This is a genomic window from Wolbachia endosymbiont (group A) of Andrena hattorfiana, from assembly GCF_947179565.1.
In the GTDB taxonomy this organism is placed as follows: domain Bacteria; phylum Pseudomonadota; class Alphaproteobacteria; order Rickettsiales; family Anaplasmataceae; genus Wolbachia.
This window is the reverse complement of sequence record NZ_CAMXBT010000002.1, coordinates 603,393-619,208: the sequence shown is the minus strand read 5'-3', so window position 1 is coordinate 619,208 and position 15,816 is coordinate 603,393. Positions and strand designations below refer to the sequence as shown.

At 34.9% G+C, this 15,816-nt stretch carries 13 protein-coding genes and 4 pseudogenes; 7 read left to right on the top strand and 10 right to left on the bottom strand.

Annotated features, from left to right (window positions below):
* From OM966_RS04860 to OM966_RS04855, 3 genes and pseudogenes are all read left to right on the top strand, one after another.
* Nucleotides 1-238, top strand: a pseudogene (locus OM966_RS04860) (cytoplasmic incompatibility factor CifA); the annotation flags it as partial.
* Nucleotides 239-397: 159 nt separating this feature from the next.
* Nucleotides 398-856 carry a hypothetical protein gene (locus tag OM966_RS07250; RefSeq protein WP_319604185.1) on the top strand — a complete coding sequence of 153 codons (459 nt, stop codon included), beginning with the start codon at nt 398-400 and terminating at the stop codon, nt 854-856.
* 48 nt (nt 857-904) lie between these two features.
* Entirely contained in the window at nt 905-3,700 is a 2,796-nt protein-coding gene (locus tag OM966_RS04855) for a cytoplasmic incompatibility factor CifB (protein WP_319604187.1), read from the top strand.
* 344 nt (nt 3,701-4,044) lie between these two features.
* Here OM966_RS04855 and OM966_RS04850 read toward each other — a convergent pair whose 3' ends face one another.
* The 6 genes from OM966_RS04850 to OM966_RS04825 form a co-directional block, all read right to left on the bottom strand.
* The gene (locus OM966_RS04850) at nt 4,045-5,448 is read right to left on the bottom strand and encodes a TomO hydrophobic C-terminal domain-containing protein (protein WP_264329014.1); all 1,404 of its coding nucleotides are present in this window, start codon (nt 5,446-5,448) and stop codon (nt 4,045-4,047) included.
* A gap of 168 nt (nt 5,449-5,616) precedes the next feature.
* A complete protein-coding gene (bioA, locus tag OM966_RS04845) occupies nt 5,617-6,897 on the bottom strand; it encodes an adenosylmethionine--8-amino-7-oxononanoate transaminase (protein WP_264329013.1) in 1,281 nt (426 codons plus the stop codon).
* A complete protein-coding gene (gene bioD, locus OM966_RS04840; RefSeq protein WP_065095357.1) occupies nt 6,894-7,505 on the bottom strand; it encodes a dethiobiotin synthase in 612 nt (203 codons plus the stop codon). Before bioD ends, bioA begins: the two co-directional genes overlap by 4 nt.
* On the bottom strand, nt 7,490-8,248 hold the full coding sequence (locus OM966_RS04835; protein ID WP_264328346.1) for a methyltransferase domain-containing protein: 759 nt from the start codon (nt 8,246-8,248) through the stop codon (nt 7,490-7,492). Before OM966_RS04835 ends, bioD begins: the two co-directional genes overlap by 16 nt.
* On the bottom strand, nt 8,211-8,864 hold the full coding sequence (locus OM966_RS04830) for an alpha/beta fold hydrolase (protein WP_065095355.1): 654 nt from the start codon (nt 8,862-8,864) through the stop codon (nt 8,211-8,213). The genes OM966_RS04835 and OM966_RS04830 overlap by 38 nt, the downstream gene beginning before the upstream one ends.
* Entirely contained in the window at nt 8,861-9,997 is a 1,137-nt protein-coding gene (locus OM966_RS04825) for an aminotransferase class I/II-fold pyridoxal phosphate-dependent enzyme (RefSeq protein WP_264328347.1), read from the bottom strand. Before OM966_RS04825 ends, OM966_RS04830 begins: the two co-directional genes overlap by 4 nt.
* A gap of 24 nt (nt 9,998-10,021) precedes the next feature.
* Between OM966_RS04825 and bioB the strand changes: the two genes are divergently transcribed.
* Nucleotides 10,022-10,972 (top strand): biotin synthase BioB, encoded by a 951-nt coding sequence (gene bioB, locus OM966_RS04820; protein ID WP_405197130.1) that lies wholly within the window; start codon nt 10,022-10,024, stop codon nt 10,970-10,972.
* A gap of 484 nt (nt 10,973-11,456) precedes the next feature.
* On the opposite strand, the gene OM966_RS04815 is transcribed toward bioB, so the two are convergent.
* From OM966_RS04815 to OM966_RS04800, 4 genes and pseudogenes are all read right to left on the bottom strand, one after another.
* Nucleotides 11,457-12,113 carry a hypothetical protein gene (locus OM966_RS04815; RefSeq protein ID WP_264328349.1) on the bottom strand — a complete coding sequence of 219 codons (657 nt, stop codon included), beginning with the start codon at nt 12,111-12,113 and terminating at the stop codon, nt 11,457-11,459.
* Nucleotides 12,114-12,287: 174 nt separating this feature from the next.
* Nucleotides 12,288-12,560 (bottom strand): annotated as a pseudogene (locus OM966_RS04810) (TrbC/VirB2 family protein); the annotation flags it as partial.
* 2 nt (nt 12,561-12,562) lie between these two features.
* Nucleotides 12,563-12,868, bottom strand: a pseudogene (locus OM966_RS04805) (DDE-type integrase/transposase/recombinase); the annotation flags it as partial.
* A 7-nt stretch (nt 12,869-12,875) separates the two neighbouring features.
* A pseudogene (locus OM966_RS04800) lies at nt 12,876-13,657 on the bottom strand (IS5 family transposase).
* Between OM966_RS04800 and OM966_RS04795 the strand changes: the two are divergent.
* The 3 genes from OM966_RS04795 (at nt 13,649) to OM966_RS04785 (ending at nt 15,766) form a co-directional block, all read left to right on the top strand.
* Nucleotides 13,649-13,921: a hypothetical protein gene (locus OM966_RS04795; RefSeq protein WP_065095500.1), complete on the top strand. Its 273-nt coding sequence runs from the start codon at nt 13,649-13,651 to the stop codon at nt 13,919-13,921. The pseudogene OM966_RS04800 and the gene OM966_RS04795 sit on opposite strands and share 9 nt — an antisense overlap.
* A gap of 57 nt (nt 13,922-13,978) precedes the next feature.
* Nucleotides 13,979-14,101 carry a hypothetical protein gene (locus tag OM966_RS04790; RefSeq protein WP_264328351.1) on the top strand — a complete coding sequence of 41 codons (123 nt, stop codon included), beginning with the start codon at nt 13,979-13,981 and terminating at the stop codon, nt 14,099-14,101.
* A gap of 351 nt (nt 14,102-14,452) precedes the next feature.
* Nucleotides 14,453-15,766 carry a hypothetical protein gene (locus OM966_RS04785; protein WP_264328352.1) on the top strand — a complete coding sequence of 438 codons (1,314 nt, stop codon included), beginning with the start codon at nt 14,453-14,455 and terminating at the stop codon, nt 15,764-15,766.
* Nucleotides 15,767-15,816: the final 50 nt, after the last annotated feature.

Genomic DNA, 15,816 nt, shown 5'->3' with positions numbered 1-15,816 from the left:
AGAAGGTAAAAGAGTAAATGTAGATTACGGTCTGTTTGCAGAAGAATTATTCTCTGAGTTAGAGAAAACAATTTTACCACCTGGTCCTGTAGGTGATGGCCCTAGGTATGATTTACGGACGCAATCTCAAGCTCATGGTAGTAAGAAAACATCTTTGCCACTTGATGGTTCTGGTGATGGTCCGCAGTCCAAGTTTGAAGCTCCTAGTATGAGTGGTGTCTCTAGCCGTAGAAAATAGAAGGGTATCTTATATGAATAATGGTGATGGACTTATTAGGAGTTTAGTGGATGGAGATCTTGAAGGCTTCAGACAAAGGTTTGAATCTTTTTTAGATCAATGTCCATCTTTCTTGTATCATGTAAGTGCAGGTTGTTTCCTTCCTGTATTCTTTTTAGTATGTTTGCTACTGCGCATGATGAAGGTATTTTAGATCCAAGTGAAAAAGTCTATTTTCGTTTTGATAACCATGGTGTTAATCCACGTAATGGTGAAAATCGAGATACGGGAAACCTAAAAGTTGCTGTTTATCGTGACGGACAGCAAGTTGTCAGATGCTACAGTATTTCTGATCGTCCTAATAGTGATGGGTTAAGGTTCAGTACAAGGGAAAGAAATGCTCTAGTGCGAGAGATTAGAGGGCAAAATCCAAATTTAAGGGAAGAAGACCTAAATTTTGAGCAATACAAAGTATGCATGCATGGAAAGGGCAAGAGTCAGGGAGAAGCAATTGCAACAGTATTCGAGGTGATTCGTGAAAAAGATCTTAGAGGTAGAGATAAATTTGGCAAATATTCAGCATCTGAAATTAATCTTATTAGACAGCTCTTAGAAGATCACAGATTAACAATTAAGTAAATAGAAAGGAGACAACTCAATCGAAATCAGTGTGAACAGCTTGATAGGTTGATCAATTTTGCACGAGTCGAACCTAGTCAACAAAGAATTGGCGATTTTATAGAAATGCTAGCAAGCAACCAAAGACAAGATGTAAGAGATTCTCTCCGAGAAGATATTTTAGAATATATAACTGATACCTATAATAATTATAGAGCGCAGATAGAAAATAATATTGAAAATCGCAGTCAAAAGTTTGAGAGTCACGGGTTTTTATTAGGTTTCTTAGCAAATTTTAGTCATCACTACGCAATAGGCATTGACCTTGACTTATCTCCTAGAAACTCACATGTTGCATTTCTTGTACGTCATCAAGCAGAAAGAGAAAATATTCCTATTGTTATTAATCTTGCTATATTTGATACACCGTCAGATGTTGCATTAAACTGTGCCATAGGCTACGCTGGAAGGTTACACACTTCTTCATTTATACCTATTCATACTGAATCAAGAAATACTGTCTGTGTTGGATTAAATTTTAATTTAAATCTAGATCCCTTTAGTGTTGATATAGTAGAACTTCAACAGGATAGATTTCCTTTAGTACAAAGATTATTTGAGTGTTTGGAGAATGAAGGAATTAGAGAAAATATTAGAGATTTCTTGCTTCAACACCTTCCTAATGAAATACCAAGGAATGCAGAGAATTATAACAGAATATTTGATTGTATAACTGGTTTTGCTTTTGGGAGTAGTGCTTTTGATATACATCATTTACAACTAGAAGGTGAAGAAGAAGTAGAGGTACCTATAGCAAAGTATATACTTAGATATGATGATGGGGATCATGCTTTAACCATGGTCTTTCATGCTCAAGGTTCTGATATAGTTATATTTAATATCAGAATTAATGATGATGTACAACAAGAAGCTATCAATTTACAAACTCTCAATATTGATGGGAATGATGTTCATGTATGGAAAGTTTCATTCACACTTAATGACCAATTTGAGCTAGATATTGATCAACCAAATGACCTTGGTTTGTATCACGATTACCAAAATAATAATGCAAATAATTTTCTTGCTGGTGATCTTGTACAAGTGCCTAATGCTGAAAATGTACATAACACTTTGAATCAAGTTATGAATGATGGCTGGCAAAATGTAGGTCAGCATAGAGAACTATTTCAAGAGATCTCTGGAGCATTGATGCCACTTATGGATGCAATAAATGTTAATAGTGAGGATAAATTTCGTTCTATACTACATGGTACATTTTATGCTAGTGATAATCCTTATAAAGTGATTACTATGTATAAAATTGGTCAAACATATAGTTTGAAAAGGGGTCAGGAAGAAGAAGGAGAAAGGGTAATACTCACAAGAATTACAGAACAGAGATTAGACCTTTTATTATTAAGACAACCTACAGAGAATGATCTAGATACTCATCCAATTGGATATATATTAAGATTTGCTGGTAATGCAGAAGAAGTAGCACAAAAGGAGAATAACGCAAAAGATCGAATAAAAGAACTTATGAACAAGCAAAGAGGATATTTGCTTATTACTTCTGGAAATGAGGTGGTTTTGTCTTATGCTCTATTTAATAGAGATGCACGAAGAGAGGAAGAACTTATAACTATTCCACAAGAACTGTATGTACATATAATTGATCGTCATAGTCGTGTTTTAGGGGCAGAACAGACTGGAAGACCTGAAATAGTGGAGGGAATAGGGAATCTAGATGAAAGATTTAGAAATTTTCAGGAAAATGTTAATGAAGGTGAAAGACAGCCATCAACTTTCTTATATAGTCGAGGTAATGATGAATGGGTTGAGGTACATGTTATACGTCACTTCAAGGGTACAAGAGAAGAGGTTTTAAGGAGAATAGGGTCAGGTACAGATAATATTGCACATAATGGATCACAAGGAACTACAACTACTCATTTATCACAAGAACAAATATTACGACAAATAAACAATCTTCTTGGAGATGGTAATCAAATACAAAATGTCAACGATCTGCTTACACTAGAATTTGCGACGAGAAATGGACATTATGATTACTGGCTTCAACAAATTGATATAGCTCACGCTGGAAGATTGCGATATCAGCTTCGTACTGAAGGTAATCACACTTTTGAAGTAGCTAATTTGGCAAGGAATGACGGTAACGAGCACATTGTTAGAGTATTAAATCAATTTAGGGAAAATGAAGAACAACAGCGTTTAACTTTAATAATTACTTTAAATAATACTCATTGGGTTACACTAGTGATTGAACGTCAAAATGGGAACTATGTTGGGTACTATGCTGATTCAACTGCTACTGCTGTTCCAGGTGGTATTACCGATATCATTCAAAATAACTTAGGAAATAATATCAGGATTAATAATGTTTCTGTTCGTCAGCAAACAGATGGTTGGAATTGTGGTTTATGGACATTAGAAAATGCTAGTGATATTAATCGAGTTCTAAACGAAAATCATATTGGGCAAGTGCAGAATATCATAAATATAATACGCGATTTTCTTGGAAGAGGCCTCCCAAACAGAGATAGAAATTACTTTCAGAACATAAGAGTGGGCATTTCACAATTATTCAGGAATGATCCGGGATTTCAAGATGTGCAATTGCAAGCATACATTCAAAATAGAGAACAAATTGATCCATTACTGCGTACTTATCTAGAATTAGGATATCACAGAGTAGGAGGAGGGTATGGATTAGTAGAAGCACCTATATCGCTTGGTGTTAGTGATTCCAGTAATTTTGGTGACCTGCCACAGTCGAGCTTAGAAAGTCCTGAAGCTAGTCGTGTTTCTGACCTTAGCAAAGGTAAAGGCGGTAGGTAGAGGTAATCGGTAGATGAAAGGAGTGTAACAAAAACCTTATGCATCAAGTAGAGATTGTGAGCAAATTTAAAGAAGTTAAGGTGGGTAACCTGTTTTTTTCTACTTGCAGCAATGTTTCAAAAAGTATATGTGTCGAGTTGGGTAAAGTTGAAGGAGGTTCTTAAATGAGCAACTATTAATTTGGTAGTATATAACATTAATAAATTTAAACGATGCAACCATTTCCAGCAACAAAAACCAGCTAGCGTGAGAAGATTTTTTCTTGGAATCTCGTGGTCTACCAAGCTTTCATCTGTTAATAATTGAACAATCATAGCAAATTATTCAACAATAGACCACTGTATTTATTCACAACTTGCTGCTGCAGTATATCCATTGACTGCAACTTTATCGATGCTAATCTTTTCAAGTGAACTTGAAAGTTTATTACAATAACATACAATTGCAGCAGCAACCAGACAACAAGCTCCAACACCTGATATTACTCCTGTTACCAGCAAACTAGCACTGAAAGTAAAATATGCAACTGATGCAGCAATTCCTGCAAGCACTCCAGCTATCGCTAATTTCCATGTAGCTGTGGTAGGCCACTTATTTTTTTGTACGCTTTGTGTTACAAGAATACTTCCATTGCTTGAATTATTAGGCTGCATGCCATTGGTTTGAGAACTATTCACTTGTCCAGAGCTTTCGTTAGCTACCGAAGACATTTCTTGTTGAACAGAAACAAGTTTTTGACTTCCGCTTTTATCAGATGGAGTTTCCAGCATAACAGGAACTTTTACTATATTTTTTACATTCGTTGAAGTTACCGTTTCAGCAGGTGTAGCAGAAGCTTGTACATGTGTGTTATTTCCTTCAAATTCTGTCAACCGAGTAGAATTAAGTTCACTTTCTGCACTATTTTCAGGTACTGTAGTTTCAATTTTATTCCGCCCTGATATGTTCTGCAACTGCTCTAGATTTCTGACAGACTTCGGTTCTTCCTTTTCCTTAAACTGTTGTTTAAGCTGCTCAATCTGCTGATTGCTTTTACTGACCTGATCATTAAACCTACCAATTTCACTTTCCTTTCGTGCTAACTCATTTTGTATCTTTGTAATCTGATCTTTTAGGGTGTTTCTTTCTGCCTCGATTGAGAAAACTTTTTCATTAAGCTCCTTAACTTTATCACTCTTTTTCTTCAACTTTTCCACTTTATTAATCAACTCTATAGCAGCATTGCTACTTCCCTCCAATTCTCGCTCTAGCTGATCTCGTTTATCTGAAATCTCTTCAATTTTATTATTCAATCTCATAGCAGGATTTCTACTTCCTTGCAGCAGTTTTTTTTCAGCATTTGCATTGATTCTAGCAACACTAATTGCTGCTGATTCACTATTTTCCTTACCTATTCTGTTTAAATCTAGATTATGTATACCATTTCTTTTGGGTGAAAGATTTTTAATTCGAGTTTTAGTCTTCCTTGCGTAAGGATAACTTCTTGCAGCAATTTTTTTTTCAACACTTGCACCGATTCTAGCAACACTAATTGCTGCTGATTCACTATTTTCCTTACCTATTTTTTTTAGATTACGTATACTATTTTCTTTGAGTGAAAGATTTTTAACATTTTGACATGTTAAAGGATCTTCACCAATACCCCCTGAATTAAATTCCATTATAAGCCCTCCTACATTGTCATATCGCTTAAGCCAGTGAAACACCACTGTATATATAACTACTTGAATATTTCCACAAAGCAACATTTTTTTATAAAAAACCAATCATAAAAATTGCCTTAACTTTTTTGCGAAATCACTATTAATTTACCAGTAATTTTCAATAAAAACTTAATTGATACAACCATTTCTAGCAACAAAAAGCAGCTAGCGCGAGAAGATTTTTTCTTGGAATCGCGTGGTCTGGTAAAGTCACTATGAAAAAATCCTGAGAATATTTCTGATCTTATTATAAGCTTCTTCAAGCTCAAAAGTGCTTATTGAATAAGGCGGTAGTAAGTAAACTGAATTACCAAGTGGCCTTATTAAAAGTCCTTGCTCTAAAAATTTTATCTTTAGTGTTTGTGCATCATGAACATCAAAAGCTGCTATTGTACCAGTCACACGTGCACGCTCGACGTTCTTACAAGCTTCAGACAAATTTGCTAATTCCTTTTTATGTATACTATGAATCCTCTTAATTGACTCCATGGTATCGTGTTTAACTAACAAGTCTAAAGAAGCAATTGCGGCTGCACAACCCAGGGGATTGGCAGTGTAGGAGTGACCATGAGCGAACGCTTTAGTAAAATGTTCACTTAAAAATGCTGAGTAAACTTCTTCGGTAGTAATTGTGAGAGCAAGTGGAAGAAAACCTCCTGTTAATCCTTTAGAAATACATAAAAAATCTGGTATAATTTGAGTTTGTTCAAGAGCAAAATAAGTACCAGTACGGCCAAAGCCGGTCATAACTTCATCACAAATTATCAAAATTCCATGCTGGCGTACTAAATTGACAACTTTTCTAACAAACTCTGGACAGCACATCCTCATGCCACTTGCTCCTTGCACCAAAGGCTCTAGAATTAATGCAGCAATTTTACGAGAACCAGCACGTAAGTGACCCTCTAGTACTTTAAGAGAATGTTCCTCTTTATTTTCTATTTTTTCATCTTCGTCCCAGGTTTCTGGAAAAGGTACTGTTAAGACAGAAAATAACAGATTTGAAAATGCGTCATGGAAGCCGGACTTAACGCCTACACTCATCGCGCCAAATGTATCTCCATGATACCCTCCTTCAAAACTCAGAAAAGTAGTTCTTTCACGGTTACCCTGATTCCACCAGTACTGATAGGCCATTTTTAGTGCTACCTCAACAGTAGTTGAACCATTGTCTGAAAAGAAAAATCTGGATAATTTATCTGGTAGTAGAGTTTTTAACTTTTCACAAAGCGTTACTGCAGGCTCATGAGTAAATCCTGCAAAAATTACATGTTCTAAAGTCATGCTTTGCTCATATATAGCCTGAGCAATCTTGGGATGAGCGTGACCGTGCAGATTTACCCACCAACTGGAAATCAGATCGAGGTATGGTTTATTATTCTCATCATAAAGATATGACCCATGAGCTTTCTTAATTGCAATTGGAAATTTGGCTACTTTCTCTTGCGTAAAAGGATGCCATATGATTTTTCTGTCACGTTCGCTTAAATTCATTGTTCCAAGATAGCTTTTAATCGATTTGAGAGTGGTATTTGCATCAGATGTTCTCTATCAACTTGTTGCAGTTTGGGTACTGATGCTAACACCTGTGCTCTACCATAAAATTCTATTGCTTCAAGATTATCTTGATTGGGTAGTCCATTTAAGATTATCCCCAAAATAGGAATATTTCTAGCACGTAGCGCTTCTAAGCTGAGCAATGTGTGATTAATTGTGCTAAGTGTAGACCTTGCAACTAGAATTGTTGGAATGGCGAGTTTTTTGATTAAATCGACCATTAGTGTGGTTTTATTGATTGGAACTAAAACTCCTCCAGCACCCTCTACGATTAAGTTATGTGTTTTGGGCAAGCTAATCCTATCGATATTAATGCTATCATTCTCCAGCGAAGCTGCCAAGTGGGGAGATAGGGGTCTTTTATAAACAAAATTTTCTTTATAAACGTTGGCGTTAGTCAAATTGCTCATTTGATGACTATCTGTACCTAGAGTACTTCCAGTCTGGATGGGTTTGAAATACGAATACCCAGTGTGTAGGCAGAGCCAACTGCTTATAGTAGTCTTACCAACGTCGGTATCTGTTCCTGTTACAAAGATCTGCATCTACTTAAAATTCCAAAAAATACTTTATAGGTAACATTAATCTTGCCAGTATAGGTTTTTACGATCTTCCTTAGATCAGGAAAAAAAATTGCTTGGCTACTTTGATTTGCTCCTAGATTCCTAAGGTATCTAATAAATTCACTTGCGCTTGGAAAACACAATGTGAATTCTTGTGAGTCGAAAAAATATTTTTTTGGTTTCAGGTGAAGTAAATAGCTTTCTAATTCTTGTTTAGATGGATACTGATGAGTTGGTGCAGGTAATAAGGATTTTGTAAAGACTCTAGACCATTCATTAAATGTACCATCCAGTAAACACGAAAAAACAAAGACATTTGAACTATTGTATGATTTCTTTATCATCTTTTTTAAATTGCGCACCCATTGAAGTGCTAGGTTTGAAATGGTAAGATCGTGAAAGCCAAAGTCTAGTGTTTCCATATCGCCTAAGATGAATGCAACTTCCTTATATACTGCTAATTTTTCTTTTGTTTTTGCCAACATACTAGGTGATATGTCATTTAAAGTGAACTTGCTTTGCAGAAAGAAACTAAACAAAATTTCTGGAATGTAGCCTGTACCTGTACCCAAATCTAAAATAGATCGTGGATGAAATTCAGGAAAACAACTTTTTAACAAATTGATTAGCTTTGCAGCACATTCTTTTTGAACAAAAGCTACATTATCATAAGACGAGCTTGCTCTGCTAAAATTGTCCTGTATGTATCTCTTTTGTAATTCCATTACAAAAACTTATAATTTGCTCGTACACAAAATGATATTCGCATAACCCTAGACTATGGTAACCTCTGCTATGCATAACAACTTTAACATCTTTATTGAAGTTATCATAGATAAGTTCCTGGGGTACGATTGTATCATTTGTTGCACCTAATATTAATAGTGATGTGCGTGGTAGCTGATGTACTGTGGTGAGTAGCTCTAAATCCTGCATTAGTTTTGCTTTATTTAACCGATTAAAAGAGTTGTAGTTTAAGCCGCATTTTTTATGGAAGGACATCAGGGTATCTACTGGATCCATTCGAAAGTGCTGTATCATCGTTTTCAACTCTAACTTGCGTTTTTTGTGTAATCGTAAATCAAATCCTAAAAAATTGATAAAAGCTTGTACACCGATAAGTCCATTAAACTTTACATTTAAGGAAGCTAGTTTTATTAGTCCAAGAGAATGTCCAATACCAATAAGTGCACCATCTTCTGGTAAGTTTAGGTTTTCTTCTCCAAAATAACCAAGATCTAAACAATAGTAAGGAATTTTAGAAAAATATTTATTTATAAGAGGTTGAAAGAACTTATAATCAAATCCCCAACCGTGACAAAATACAAAGTAATAGTTCATATTTGCTGAAGAACATGCACTAAATAGTCTAGGTTGCTTTCAGTATGATTCACATTGAGTGCAATACGTAATCTTGATGTTCCAGAAGGAACAGTAGGTGGACGTATAGCAGAAACAACCAACCCTTGTTTCAAAAGCTTTTCTTTTGCACTCATTACAGTATCCTCATCACCTAGAACTATTGGTATAATGTGTGTAACTGAATTACCTGTGTTAAATCCAAGATTTTGCAGGTTGTTTCTCAAATTTGCAGCCTTAAAGGATAAAGTCTGGCGTTGATTAGTAAAATGTTTTACTAAATCCCAACTTTTGGCTGCTGCACCAATTATCATTGGAGAAAGAGAGGTTGAATAAATAAACCCTGGACATTTATTGATTAGGTAATTCTTTATAACATTAGAACAAGCAACATACGCACCAAAGCACCCTAAAGCTTTACTAAAAGTACCCAAGACTAGATGTGGAACTTTCTGAAGGTTAATGTAGGTAGATAAGCCATATCCATTACGACCAATAATGCCTGTTGCATGTGCTTCATCTAAATACAGAAAAGCTTCATATTCCTTACTAAGAGCAAAGATTTCCTCTATTGATACAATATCTCCATCCATACCGAAAATTGTTTCAGTAACAATGAACTTCGATCTTAAGTCATTTTTAAATTTTATAAGTAAATTACTCAAGTGATTCATATCGTTATGTTGATACCGTACAAACTCAGCATCACTTAAAAATACAGCTTGATATAAACTTGCATGATTTAATTTATCAAAAAAGACAATAGGCTTGTTACCCAACACTGATTGATCTAACAAGCTTGCAAGAACCGTTATATTGGCCTGAAAACCTGAATTAAAGATAAGAGCTGACTCAGTTCCTTTGTCTTGGGCAATCCTCTTCTCAAGGTCTTCAAATATTTTTTTATTACCTGAAAGCAACCGAGAACCAGTGGATCCTACTCCAAACTGTACTCCAGAGAGCTTTGCTGCATCAAATAGTACTTCTGACTGACTTAGGCCAAGGTAATCGTTGGTAGAAAAGTTGATAAAACTCTCCAGGATAGCTTTTGGCAATTGGCGATATTTTCCTTTACTCTTTAGTATATTATGATATTTTTCATATGGTTTATACATAACCTATCTATTAAGAGGTGTTAAATTATGACAGAAGAATGGGCTTTTGCCAAGGCAGAACAAATCTTTAATCTTCCATTTCCTGAGCTAATTTATACAGCACAAACAGAACATAGGAAGCAATTTAATCCTAGTGGAGTGCAAATTAGTACACTTTTAAGTATTAAAACAGGTAGCTGCCCAGAAAATTGTTCTTACTGTCCCCAATCAGCACACTATAACACCGAGTTACAAAAAGAGCCTTTGTTAGAAATTGCTGAGGTAATTGAAGCAGCAAAATGTGCAAAAGAGGCTGGAAGTAGTCGTTTCTGTATGGGAGCAGCTTGGCGTGGTCCACGTGATCAAGATTTAAAAATTGTTTGCGAAATGGTCAAAGAGGTGAAAAAATTGGGCCTTGAAACGTGTGTGACTCTTGGGTTGTTAAAAGATTACCAAGCAAATATGCTAAAGGAAGCTGGCTTAGATTTTTACAACCATAATATTGATACATCTGAAGAATATTATCATAAAGTCATAACTACACGTATTCTCCAAGATCGCTTAAAAACGTTAGAACACGTACGCGCATCTGGGATTAAGGTCTGTTGTGGTGGTATTCTTGGTATGGGTGAGACTAATGAGGATCGAATAAAAATGCTAGTTCTCATTGCTAATTTGGATAATCCTCCAGAATCAGTACCAATTAATATGCTGATAAAAATTCCTGGAACTCCACTTGAGAATGTGGCCGACGTTGATCCGTTTGATTTTGTTCGTACTATCGCAATAGCCAGAATTATGATGCCAAAATCTTATGTACGTTTATCAGCTGGGCGAGAAAAAATGTCAGATGAATTGCAAGCATTGTGTTTCCTTGCAGGTGCTAATTCAATTTTTTACGGTGAAAAGCTACTTACAGCTCAAAATCCACTACCTGAGCAAGACAATCACCTATTTCAAAGATTGGGGTTACGAAAACTTCATATAGGAAATTAAAGGAATTTCTGCATTGACAGAAAAAAAGATCTATTTCTTATTATAATTTTGCCTAAAATTTTTTTCATTCTTGGGTATATTACCATTAATTTAGCATTATATATTATTAAAATCTCAAGCAAATCAACCATTTCCAGTGGTCAAAACCAAGAGCGGTGAGAGCTTTTTGTTTTGGGATGGATTGGACTACCAAGTGTACCGTTCGAACTTTTCTTTATAATAATTCTACTATACCACAAAACTAGCTATATTAGCCTATTTTTGCCGCATTTAGATATGAATTAATTTACTTAGTTTTGTTACAACAATTTCAAGCTTTTATTTTCACAACGCTGCTTTTATTTAAATCGCTCTCACGAAGGTAGGTACTTTTTTGTGGTTTTTGTAAAAAGTAAATAACTAAATTTGTCATGGCACTAATAGGCTGATGTTTTTATAAAATCTTTTCTATATTAGTTCAAGCCTTTCAAAAATTTTAAATCTCTCATATCTGCCAAGAAGGACCTGCAACTGGTTCATTAGTTACGTTGTTAAATGCAGGGCTTGCTGTTTGTGCTAAATCTGACATTTGTAATTGCATCATTATCTTCTCGGCTACTTTCTGTTCCTCTTTTAATATTTTTCTTTCCTCCTCAGCAGCAGCTCTTGCCTGTTTTATTTCTGCAATTACATGAGACCTCAATTCGTTGATAGCCACATCATCAAATTTTAAGTCATCTTTTGCAGATTCATTTTCTTTTTGTTCACGCTTAATAAAGTTTTTGTTTAATCTATTAAATTCATCATTTAACTTCGACAACTTATCAAATTCTTCCTTACCAATAGATTGCTTACTCTTTAACTCTTCTTTGAGGCTTCTGTATTCATTGCAAATACCCTTAATTTTTTCTTTATAGTCTGTATTTAAAACTAGAAAAGTATATTGTTGCTCTAAAGATTCTTCCGCAGCCTGATTACATCTGATCTTCCTAGATATATTGAATAAATCTTCTGCTTCATCATACAATAAACTAATAGCTTTTACTCTTGCCTGCACTTCCTCTCCAGCTTGTATCGCTTTTTCAAGGCGTATTTTGGCTTCTTTTACCTCTCTCTTAAAAAAAATACTCCATTTTTGTTTTGCGGCAGGTCTTTCATTCATCCTGAAATTAGTACATACAATTTCGCAGCAGGTCTTTTTTCATCACGCTTCCGATAATTTTTATTTTGTCCTACTTTACTCTGATTAGATTTAAGTAAATGATACAAGAAGTACCACTTACCTAAAACTTTTGAGACTTGCAGCATCTTTCGTTTGCAGGACTAGCAGAAGGCTCTACTTACATGATATTGCATCCGGTTTTATTGCACTTACAACTGTAGGAGCGCCGAAAAACACAGCAGTAAACGTACCCAATGCAAAAAGCGCAGGCCACGGCATTCTGCCGAATATTGCAAGCAAAGCCGCACCTATTATCACTATCGTGATCATCGGTCCACCTAGTTTGCGAGCGTACTCCATTATTTTACATATTACGTCTGCTGTTGTGTCCAGTCTAGCTCCAGTTCCATCTACAGCTACAGCTTCAAACGCAAAAGAGAGAACTAATACATACGCTCAACTTGTCCATTTGTCCAAGGATGGCTAACTTTTGTTAGACGATGCTCAATATTATTTTCTTCACAAACACTATCGAATATGTGTTGAAAAGCGTTCTTAAGGTGCTTCTGATTGGTAAACTGTATACCGTTATCTGTCAAAATAGTGTGGATTTTATATGGTAAAATTTTAATCAAATTACGTAAAAACTCAGTAGCTATGAGTTTTGTAGCACTTTTATGCAGCTCAACATAGGTGAATTTGGATGTTCTATCTATTGCAACAAACAAATATAACTTTCCTTCTTCTGTTCTTAGAACCTGTTTAAAATCTCCTCAATAGAAGAGAGATGAAGGAAAGAACAACCATTTGTAGGCTAGTGTTAAGTTTTCGCTCGCAATTTTTCCATAACCGTCTACATTTTTCTAACCAAGCAAAAGATCTCTCAACAACCCATCTTTTTGGTAATACAGCAAAAGAGTGTAATTCACTTCGCTTTATTACTTCAACAGTTGCACCAATAATGGCTTTTATTTGTCTTGCAAAATTTTCTCCTGTATAGCCTGCATCAACTAGTATATTTTGAACTTCAGAGAGGTTTTCTCTTGCATTCTCAACCATTCTCACAGCACTGCTACGATCGGTTGTTTCTGCCGTTGTCACATAAATTGCATGTGGTAACCCTTGAATATCAACTGCTATATGACGTTTTATGCCTGAAATCTTTTTGCCTGCATCATAGCCCTTTTTTTCAGCAGTATCTGTGTTTTTTACACTTTGAGCATCAATTATGCAGAAACTGGTTTTCTCTTTCCGACCACTGTTTTGTCGGACCTCTCCAACTAATTTTTTTTAAGACCAATTCCAGCAAACTTGGTTCTTCTCCATTTTTTTTATTCCACATTTGAAAATAGTAATATATGTTTTCCCACCTTGGAAACTCTTTTGGTAACATTCTCCACTGACAACCACTTTTTAGCACGTCCACAAAATACTTCGTATATATCAATTAATCTTGGTCTCGTTTTCTTTTTCCTACTTTCTAAAATTGGTTTGATTTTTTCAAATTGCTCTCGACTTATGTCGCTTGGATACCTTTGACTCATTTATATACCTCATTATTTACCTGTTCCTACTTTAGCTCATCTCTTTGGGATTTTAAACAGGTTCTTACAGAAGGCAGCGATGTAATATTAACTTTCTATACTAGTTTGGGAGAATTAAAAGTTAGATTATGCCCTCATGAAGAAAATAAAAATTCGATAAAAGTAGAAGTGAGTAAAGAAGGTGCACTTCTACTGAAGGAAATAGAAAGTTACAATAAAGGAATAGAAGATTGTGAAGAAATAGGACAAAATTGCTTATTGTGAGGTTTATCGTTTATTGAAGCTATAGACCGAGGAGTTTTTCCTAGATCTGGTGGATTAATGCGTCCTGAAGTAATAAGCGAATCCAATAAGCAGAAGGGTTCATGGGTAAAACGTAAGATGAAGATTCAAGAAGAGTTTCTGATTCTAGGAGAGGAATTGCTAGGTAAATTATGCAGCTAACCACTTTTGCATCTGGAGTGATTTTGCTTTAGTATATAATCAAGTGTCAGTTTCTGTAACACTGTTCTCATCCCAACTGTGAATTAGATTTTAGGTAAATTATTGAAAATCATTGCTTTTTTAATTAAGTTTGATCAAATTTAAAAGTAGCGTATGCATCATGCGGCTAATATCAACATTCGTTATTGGGAACACAAATGATAAATTTGTTTAACTTCTCAATTATAGGCAAAAACAGCTCTTTTTCATGTGTTTTATAACTAACGGAAATTGGTATTAGAAAAATTATACTTGCATTAGCTTTCATTTGTGCTAATTGTTGTAGATAATGTATTCATAGGTTAAGGGAGTATGGTGTTAGAATGTATTTCAAAGAATGAGCAGGTTTATGCAAATGGTGGGTTAGCTAATGAAGAACAGCATACGGAACGTTTTGGTCGGCAAACCATTGAAGGCAATGCATCATTGTTAAGTCAAGAACAAAGTGATGATGACTGGAATGAGTCCGTTATTGAAGACAAAAATACTGTTGTTGAAAGTTCTTTTGTTCCAGAGAACTCAATTTTAATGAATTTAACAAATCTGTTGACTGAGAGCGAAAAAGTTTTGATTAATGAGTTTCGTGAAAAGATGGAAAATATAATGAAAAAGTTTCATGAAAATAGATACGAAAATTCTGCAGAGGTCACTCTAGAAAAGATAGAACATTTAATAGATGAGTATTTGAAAAGGAAAATAAGACTAAATTTATGCTGTGATCAATATGAATGCACTGTGTCAAATTTTGTATTCAGCAAAATAATTGATATTGCTAATAGTGTTATTCGTATAACTCCTACTACTAGATCACGGTATAAAGAAAACGGGGAAGAGGCAATAGATGAGTGGGAGGAGAGTGAAAAACCTTTATTCAGTATTGTCAGTAAGCTATTATTAGCAGGTGCGAAAATAAACTCTGATTTTTACGATCATAGAATGATAGATGAAATTATGTACGGAAATGATGAGCCTATTTTTGCAGAATGCGAAAAAATTAAGAAAGAACTAAAAAGTATAGCATATGAAGGTTTAGTAAACAAGAATGAACAAGCTCAAGATGATGATCTAACAGTAGAAGTGGATAACAATCTTGCTTTTTTTAGGTGGCCACAAAACAGTATTGTTGAAGTTGTGAAGGTTATAAATAGTAAGGTGAATGAAAATTTCAATATAGAAAGTGGCATTTTGCAGATTGGAGAAAGTATAGTAAGAGTTGAAAGTGTAGGAGGAAAAAGGAACTACACAGATGTCTTAGAAGGTAGCATCGAGATGTCTTTTTCTACTGAGGTAGGAAAGATTAGTATTTATCTAGGTCCTAGGGATGAAGGTAGTAATAGAATAAAGGTAGAGCTTGATGAAAAGAGCAAGGAGAAGTTTGACAAGTTAAAAGATCAATCAAGTCTAGGGGAAAGCTGTCTTTTAGGGGGAAAAAGTGTTTTACAAGCTGTAAAAGGTGGAGATTTTGAAAGAAACTGCGGAATACTTATAGAGTTAGCTGAAACTATTAAACAATCAGATTTTGTAGTGAAAGAATCAGGTGTTCCTTCTACTCTTATGAGGTCAATTGATAGTTTAGACCAACTGCAAAAGATGGAAGCTTCGAAAGGAATATTAGTATGTTCATAAGGTAGCTAAAATTATTAAATAAAAGAATAGTAGGTAAATAAGTATTGAGT

Coding starts and splice junctions, on each gene's coding strand:
- OM966_RS04850 (WP_264329014.1), bottom strand. CDS start 5,448: ATGTTGCTTTGTGGAAATATTCAAGTAGTTATATATACAGTGGTGTTT.
- bioD (WP_065095357.1), bottom strand. CDS start 7,505: ATGCAGATCTTTGTAACAGGAACAGATACCGACGTTGGTAAGACTACT.
- OM966_RS04815 (WP_264328349.1), bottom strand. CDS start 12,113: ATGAATGAAAGACCTGCCGCAAAACAAAAATGGAGTATTTTTTTTAAG.
- bioA (WP_264329013.1), bottom strand. CDS start 6,897: ATGAATTTAAGCGAACGTGACAGAAAAATCATATGGCATCCTTTTACG.
- OM966_RS07250 (WP_319604185.1), top strand. CDS start 398: ATGTTTGCTACTGCGCATGATGAAGGTATTTTAGATCCAAGTGAAAAA.
- OM966_RS04785 (WP_264328352.1), top strand. CDS start 14,453: ATGGTGTTAGAATGTATTTCAAAGAATGAGCAGGTTTATGCAAATGGT.
- OM966_RS04790 (WP_264328351.1), top strand. CDS start 13,979: ATGCGTCCTGAAGTAATAAGCGAATCCAATAAGCAGAAGGGTTCATGG.
- OM966_RS04825 (WP_264328347.1), bottom strand. CDS start 9,997: ATGTATAAACCATATGAAAAATATCATAATATACTAAAGAGTAAAGGA.
- OM966_RS04830 (WP_065095355.1), bottom strand. CDS start 8,864: ATGAACTATTACTTTGTATTTTGTCACGGTTGGGGATTTGATTATAAG.
- OM966_RS04835 (WP_264328346.1), bottom strand. CDS start 8,248: ATGGAATTACAAAAGAGATACATACAGGACAATTTTAGCAGAGCAAGC.